The 6,438-nt window shown below is 70.1% G+C and carries 8 protein-coding genes; all 8 read right to left on the bottom strand.

Annotated features, from left to right (window positions below; genetic code table 11):
• Positions 1 to 204 precede the first annotated feature (204 nt).
• From Bequi_RS09970 to Bequi_RS09935, 8 genes are read right to left on the bottom strand one after another with little or no spacing between them, the layout of a single operon-like run.
• Positions 205 to 540, bottom strand: a complete 336-nt coding sequence (locus Bequi_RS09970) for a hypothetical protein (protein WP_249737786.1) — start codon at positions 538 to 540, stop codon at positions 205 to 207.
• Between the two features lie 59 nt (positions 541 to 599).
• Positions 600 to 3,116 carry an ATP-dependent DNA helicase gene (locus tag Bequi_RS09965; RefSeq protein ID WP_249737785.1) on the bottom strand — a complete coding sequence of 839 codons (2,517 nt, stop codon included), beginning with the start codon at positions 3,114 to 3,116 and terminating at the stop codon, positions 600 to 602.
• A gap of 51 nt (positions 3,117 to 3,167) precedes the next feature.
• A complete protein-coding gene (locus tag Bequi_RS09960) occupies positions 3,168 to 3,662 on the bottom strand; it encodes a hypothetical protein (protein WP_249737784.1) in 495 nt (164 codons plus the stop codon).
• Between the two features lie 44 nt (positions 3,663 to 3,706).
• Positions 3,707 to 4,024, bottom strand: a complete 318-nt coding sequence (locus Bequi_RS09955) for a hypothetical protein (protein ID WP_249737783.1) — start codon at positions 4,022 to 4,024, stop codon at positions 3,707 to 3,709.
• A complete protein-coding gene (locus Bequi_RS09950; RefSeq protein WP_249737782.1) occupies positions 4,021 to 4,494 on the bottom strand; it encodes a hypothetical protein in 474 nt (157 codons plus the stop codon). Before Bequi_RS09950 ends, Bequi_RS09955 begins: the two co-directional genes overlap by 4 nt.
• Positions 4,491 to 5,213 carry a hypothetical protein gene (locus tag Bequi_RS09945; RefSeq protein ID WP_249737781.1) on the bottom strand — a complete coding sequence of 241 codons (723 nt, stop codon included), beginning with the start codon at positions 5,211 to 5,213 and terminating at the stop codon, positions 4,491 to 4,493. The genes Bequi_RS09950 and Bequi_RS09945 overlap by 4 nt, the downstream gene beginning before the upstream one ends.
• Positions 5,210 to 5,602, bottom strand: a complete 393-nt coding sequence (locus Bequi_RS09940) for a hypothetical protein (protein ID WP_249737780.1) — start codon at positions 5,600 to 5,602, stop codon at positions 5,210 to 5,212. Before Bequi_RS09940 ends, Bequi_RS09945 begins: the two co-directional genes overlap by 4 nt.
• Positions 5,603 to 5,643: 41 nt before the next feature.
• On the bottom strand, positions 5,644 to 6,411 hold the full coding sequence (locus Bequi_RS09935; RefSeq protein WP_249737779.1) for an exonuclease domain-containing protein: 768 nt from the start codon (positions 6,409 to 6,411) through the stop codon (positions 5,644 to 5,646).
• Positions 6,412 to 6,438 lie beyond the last annotated feature (27 nt).

Below are 6,438 nucleotides of genomic sequence, written 5' to 3'. Positions count from 1 at the left end.
GGTGTCATTCGCCATCCTTAACTGAACACGTTCACTGAACATGTTCACTGTAGCACTCGACCGCACCCAAACTTGGAGCGCGTCGTCACGGCGCGAGCGTCAACAACCTCATGGCCAGCAACACCTAGCGACACAAGCCGTAGCTGCTGGCCGCGCGGCTCCCGCAACGTTGATCCGTCTCGGACACGCCACACCAGATCTCGCTCAGGCCCCAGCCGACAGGTGGTTCGCCGAGAGCACTCGGCCATCCGGCGAGACGACGTGTTCAAGCTCGAAGGCATTGCGGGTGGCTTCGCGCGACTGGTCGTCGCTGGCATCGTTCAGCAGTCTGCGACCGCGGTAGATGGATCCGCTCGGCATCACTCGCAGGTGCGTGTCGGTGAAGCGCGGATCAGAGGGGGCGGCGTCGACGATCAGAAGCTCCAAGCGCCGCAGGAGCACGTGCTTCTCGCGGGTGCGTCCGCGGGCGACGTGGAGGTGGTACTTGAGGGTGACCTGCCGGGCGTTCACAGGCGCGACGGGAGCGAAGAGGTGGTCCATGCCCTTCTATGTCCCGCGGACCCTCCCCCGAGTCTGGAAGATCGGCGATCATCCGCAGATCAGCTCTGGCCGGCACTCCTGACGAACGTCCAGAACGCGCTCTCCCGCACGAACTTCCGCTCCGCGTCCTCGGGCGCAGGATCGCCGTCGGGGACGACCTGGACCGCCTTGGTCAGGCGCAGCTTAGGAACCTTCAGACCGGCGTGCTCGGCCAGTGCCTTCGCGAACGTCGCCGAGCGGGGACGTCCCGTCTCCGTCGGGCGCTCCGGGAGGATCACCGAGTCTCCGCGGCGAAGCTCGTGGTTCTGGCCGGCGAGGGTGTCGAGGATCTGGGTGCCCAGCATCTGCTCTGCCTCGCGGATCTGTGCGGCGCGCTGCGGTGTGATCTGGATGCGCCGGGCACGGTCCTGGATGTACTGGGCGGCGAGGGCCGCATCTCGGCCGGAAAGACCGCCGGGGAACGCTGCGCCGCGCGGCAGGAGGTATCCGCCGCGGCGCGGAGGGATCGGTGCCATCCGCGAGCGGGCGGATGCCGTCCCTTCCCCGGGCTCGCCGGCGGTCGCGTCCTGGGCTCGATCTTCGAGCACGGCCTGTCGCACCGCTTCGAGGCGGCCGAGCGCCGGCCCGTACGGGGCGTGGGTGCAGACGGTCTCGAGCCCGCTCAGGGGGTAGCGCAGGGAGGTGCCCTCGGCGCGGGTCTGCTCGTCGATGATGCTGAGCAGGAGTGTGATGTCCTCGCCGGCGGGGATGCGGCCCTCGGTGACGGGGCTGAGGCCTCGCAGGGCCTCCGCGAGCTCGGGCGCCCACAGCAGCTCCTCGCTGGAGACGCCCCAGTGCCCGCCGGGGACGTCGGCGCGCGGCCGCACGAGCGTGGAGGCGCAGGCGCCGTCCTCGTTCAGCGCCGCGATCTCGAGGATGCGGACGCCCTGGTCTGTGGGGACGGTGAGGGCGTCGAGGAACACCATGCCGGCCGCGTCGCCGGTGTCGTGGACGCTGAGGAACTCCCGCACGCGGCGGTCGACCTTCACGTCGGTCATCGTCACGGGGCGGCGCAGGACCATCCCCTCAAGCGACGTGCACCGCGAGAGGGCGACGTAGAGCTGGCCGGCGGAGAACGTCCCGCCGCCGAGGTCGACGATGACGCGGTCCAGGGTCTGGCCCTGGGACTTGTGGACGGTAATCGCCCAGGCGAGCTTCATGGGCAGCTGCGAGTAGACGCCGACGACCTGGTGCTCGATGCGGGTGGTGGGGGCGCCGTCCTCGTCGACTCCTTCGATGGGGACGGGCCGCTTCACCTCCCAGTCGTGCGGGTCGACCAGCACGCTGCCGTCGGGGGTGGAGACGTGGATGGAACCCTTCTCGAACGGGTCGTTCGCATCGCCGAAGCGCTCGATCGTGCCGATGGTGCCGTTCGCCCAGCGCTCCTCGGCGTCGTTGGTCAGGAGCATCACCTGCGCGCCGACCTTGAATCGGAGCTCCTCCGGAACGGGGCGCTCGAAGCCGTCGAGGTCGCCGGTGATCTGGGCGCGGAAGGTCTTCTCCTCGCCGGTGGTGCGCGAGAGCATGAAGTCGTTGCGATCCTCGGCGGCGCGGTTCGTCGTCGCGAGGGTCAGCCACAGCTCGTCGTCCTCCGGCTCGAAGGACGGGTCGACGCGGATGTTCAGGGCTGCGAGGTCGCCGGCGGTGACGGAGCCGTCGCGCACGTCGTTCAGGAGGTCGACGAACTCGGTGTCGCCCTGCTGGCGGAAGACGGTCTCCAGCGCCACCACCTCGAACTGCTCGGCGTCGTAGGCCTTCGCGTCGAAGAAGAATGGGCTGGCGTAGCGGGAGGTGAAGTCCGCATCGTCGCGGCCGACGACGGGCGGCAGCTGGTAGAGGTCTCCGACGAGCACGAGCTGGATCCCGCCGAAGGGCCTCGCGGGGTCCGGGCCGAAGCGGCGCAGAGCTTCGGCTATGCAGTCGAACAGGTCGGCGCGCACCATGGAGGCCTCATCGACGATGAGGGTGTCCAGGTGCTTCAGGACGCTGGCGAACCGGCGGGGGTAGTACTTCGGATTACGCACATCTTCGACTGTCATCCCGGGGCGCAGGGACAGCAGACGGTGGATGGTGTAGCCCTCCACGTTCAGTGCGGCGATGCCGGTGGGGGCGACGACGACGGTCTTGCGCTTCGTCTCGCCGAGGAAGCGGCGGATCAGGGTGGACTTGCCGGTTCCGGCCTTGCCGGTGAGGAACAGCGGGTCGCCGCGATGGAGGATCTCGAGCGCCCGGGAGAACTCCTCGGTCAGGACGATCCCGCCCTCCGCCTTGCCGGCCGGATCGTCCGCCGCGCTCACTGCGGGCTCCGGCTCTGCCTTCGCGGCGCCGGACACCTTCGCCTGGTAGATGGGATCTGCCCAGGGATCCTGTTCGACTCCCCGGGCCTGCTCGGCTGCCGAGCTGAAGGGGTTGGCCGGCGCGGCGGGCAGGGGCCCGTAGGCGGCCTGATCCTCCAGTTCGGCCTTCAGCTCCCGCGCGATCGCACCGAAGTCGGTGCCCTTGCGCGGGGCGGCGGTCTGGTCCTCGAACATGACCATGGGGTGCTGCTCCTTCTCGTTCGGCGGCTGCAGGGGTGCGAGGCCTCAGGCTCAGCGGCCGGCGGTGACCGGCAGCTCGGTGCCGGTGGAGTCGGTGAGGATCAGGAGGTCGCGCTCGGGGTCGTAGGAGCTGCGGATGGAGGCGCCGCTCTCGAGAACCACGAGGTCGCTGGTGTCGCGCTCTCCGAGGAGGGGGATCCCGCCTGGGATCATGGCGGGCACCATGAGCGTCTCAGCCTCTGCACCGGTCAAGTCGAGGTCGTGTCGCTCGATCGCCCAGGCGCGCATCTGCCCGGGGCTCACACTGGAATCAAAGGATCCGAGGGTCGACATCGCAAGGGCGAAGGCTGCCAGGATTCCGCCGATAGCTCCGACCATGAAAGGGGTGGGGCCGATGGCGAGCAGCGAGTGGTTAGAGTGCCCGGTCCGATTGACAATGAGGAAGCACACGATGCCAATGATGAGGGCGAGGATCGCGGCACCGCCCAGGACAAAGGTCATGACGCTGGCCGTGGGGCCGACGTGGAGGGGCAGGTTGGGATCCATGGGGATTTCCTTCCAGTGGTGAGAGGTGCGGGTGGAGTTGGGGTTCAGATGGCCCGAGCAGGCGCATCGAGGCCGAGCGCCTGGCGGGCGCGGCGGCGATACGTGCCGGGGACGCCGAGGTCGTCCCAGGGCGCCGCGTAGGGGTTCGCGCGGTGCAGGATGCGGGCGAGCTCTTCGATGCCGAGGCTCGGCGAGGTGCGCAATGCCTTCGCGGCGGCCTTCGCCTGCTGGGCGATGCGTGCGCGGCGGAACGCGCCGGGCGTCTCCATGGGGCCGAACTCGTCGAGCCAAATCCGGTAGGCGATCGCGCCGGCGCGCAGGGAGACCGTGCGTCGGGTGAGCTTCGTGCGGGTGAGGCTCATCGGGTGGGCTCCTCGGTCGAGAGCTGGCGGGTGGACACAGGAGGATGTCCCGCCTGGAGTCCTTCCAGACCGCCTCCGGCATCGGTGCTTCCGGGGCCTGGTGCGGCGTCTAGGATGGACTGGGCCTCGGCGCCGGTGAAGGTCGCCAGGACATGCTCGGCGGGGATCGCGAGCGGCATGAGGGCCAATGCGATGACCGCTGCGATCGCGGCTGCGGTCAGGGCCGCGACGAGCACGGCGGATCCCGTGAGCTCGAACAGCGGGTAGGCGAGCAGGATGATGCCGGTCGTGAAGGCACCGACGACCGCTCGGGTCCCGGCGCGCTCGATGCGGGCGCTCGCGATCACGGCATCGGCGGGGACATCGAGGTGGAGCACGCGCGGGATCGACTCGTTCTGGCAGATCACGAGCGTCCCGTCAGATACGGGGGCGAGGGCGTAGATGCGACCGTCCGCCTGGGCCTTGCTCATCGCACCGGCACCGTGACTCGCTCGGAATCGCCCTCGGCCTGCTGCCCGGCCTCCAGCTCGGCGCGCTCGCGCTCCGTCTGGAGCTCAGCGCCGCTCTGGTCGATCAACACCAGTGCGCCGGGACTGCCTCCGAGATGGACGGCGCTCTCCCCCACGACAACCGTGCGGCCGGCCAGGAGATCCCGCGCGTCATCGGCGGCGAGCTCGGTGCCGTACCGCGGCGCCGCCCACTTCGGGAGGACCTGCACGGCCGCCGGATCCTCCAGCACCGACGGCTCGCCCGTGACCGCGATGGCGCCCGCCCACGAGAAGGCGAGCACGGCGGGCAGCGCACCGGCGACCAGGATCCGGCGGGCCTGCCGAGCACGATGCGCCCAGTCCAGAGAGCAGGCGACGATGATGAACGCCCCGATCGCCGTCACCGGGATCAGCGCGAGGACGATGGGCTGCGGGAGGACTTCGATGTTCAGAGGAGCATCGGCGGAAGCGGTGATGTCGGCGCCTTCCACCTCGAGATAGCGCCACCCCATGAGCGCGAGACCCGCCCCGACGAGCGCGACCACTGCGATGGACAGTCCCGCCCCGAAGCGGTCCCGTCGCCGGCCGCCGCGGGACGCTGCCGAGCCGAGCGTTCCGCAGGCGATCCCCAGTAGCGCGCTGAGGGCGAGCAGGGCAGGCGTCGACGGCTCGATGCTGCCGAGAAGGGCGGCTGGGCTCACCGGCGCTCCCCTCCGGCGCGGCGACTCAGCGCGAAGTCGACCGCGACGTGCGAGAGGCCCGCGAAGAGGCCGGCGCCCGCAGGAACGGCGACCAGCAGCAGGAGCAGACTCCCGGGGAGACCGGCCGCGTAGGCGTCGGCGTTGGCTGCTATCCCTGCGATGAGCCACCCCGCGATGGCGAGGCACAGAACCCAGGAGGCCACGATGTTCGCGGCGCGCCGCACGGCAGTCCGAGGGCGGGCGCTGTCGGCGAAGCCCTCCGTCTGCACGGGGGTGCTCTGCTCGGCGGGAGTCGAGGGGATGCGCACGAAGGGCTGGGTGCGGCGCGGACGGCGGGGCGCTGGGCGATCCGCGGAGGAACGATCCAGGGCGCTCGGGAAGGTGCTCATGCCCTGTGATGTCCCGGCGACGGGCCGCGCAGACCGAGTGCTTACGGCCACGTCAGCTCGATGTCTGCGGGCTTTCCCTGGCGCGCCAGCCAGCCGTTCATCCCCTGCGCCCACACGCGGTGCCAGCGCTCCTGCTCGCCCTGGAGGGATGCCAGGTCCCACTTGCCGAGGCTCGGGTGCTTGCGCGCGAGGGCACGCAGCACCTGGAGGGTCATGGAGACGTCGACGTCCGCGGTGTGCAGGCGCCCGCCCTGTTTGATGCCGAGGAGGGCCATCATGTCCACGAGCTTCCGCTTGCCCTTGCGCCAGCGGTCCATTCCGCGGTCGATCGTCAGCGGGTCCAGCACCAGCAGGGGCGCTCCGGGAGCGCGCTGGGCGAGGGTCGGCAGACCGTTGCGCACAAGCTCCGCCTCGAGGATCCGCAGGTCGAACCGGGCGTTGAAGGCGACGATGGGGATGCCGCGCATCTGCGCCTCGGCGAGGATCGTCGCGACCTGGTCGAGCGCTTCTAACGGGGCGATGCCGTGGGTGCGGGCGAACTCCGTGGAGACGCCGTGCACGGCAGAGGCGCCCTCGGGGATCTCGATGCTCGGATCGATCAGCCAGGTGCACACGACCTCCTGGTGAGGGGGCATGCCGGACGATGCGACCAGGGCGACCGTGACGATGCGGTCGCGGTCCGTGTCCACGCCCGTGGTCTCCGTGTCGAAGCCAAGCATCGGGCGGTTCAGCCACATGCCGGGCACGTCGGTCCCGGGCTCGGAGCTGATTGAGCGGATCAGGTTCAGCAGGCCGAGCCTGTCCTCCATGGTGGAGGTGGACGCGGGGACTGCGGT

It is taken from the genome of Brachybacterium equifaecis, assembly GCF_023509525.1.
Taxonomy (GTDB): Bacteria; Actinomycetota; Actinomycetes; order Actinomycetales; family Dermabacteraceae; genus Brachybacterium; species Brachybacterium equifaecis.
Note: the sequence above shows the minus strand (reverse complement) of the source record. Positions and strands in the feature narration are given on the sequence as shown.

What these genes read in the sequence shown, in the direction of transcription:
- Bequi_RS09940 (WP_249737780.1), bottom strand. Translation starts at nt 5,602, where the DNA reads ATGAGCACCTTCCCGAGCGCCCTGGATCGTTCCTCCGCGGATCGCCCA.
- Bequi_RS09955 (WP_249737783.1), bottom strand. Translation starts at nt 4,024, where the DNA reads ATGAGCCTCACCCGCACGAAGCTCACCCGACGCACGGTCTCCCTGCGC.
- Bequi_RS09950 (WP_249737782.1), bottom strand. Translation starts at nt 4,494, where the DNA reads ATGAGCAAGGCCCAGGCGGACGGTCGCATCTACGCCCTCGCCCCCGTA.
- Bequi_RS09965 (WP_249737785.1), bottom strand. Translation starts at nt 3,116, where the DNA reads ATGGTCATGTTCGAGGACCAGACCGCCGCCCCGCGCAAGGGCACCGAC.
- Bequi_RS09935 (WP_249737779.1), bottom strand. Translation starts at nt 6,411, where the DNA reads ATGGAGGACAGGCTCGGCCTGCTGAACCTGATCCGCTCAATCAGCTCC.
- Bequi_RS09960 (WP_249737784.1), bottom strand. Translation starts at nt 3,662, where the DNA reads ATGGATCCCAACCTGCCCCTCCACGTCGGCCCCACGGCCAGCGTCATG.
- Bequi_RS09970 (WP_249737786.1), bottom strand. Translation starts at nt 540, where the DNA reads ATGGACCACCTCTTCGCTCCCGTCGCGCCTGTGAACGCCCGGCAGGTC.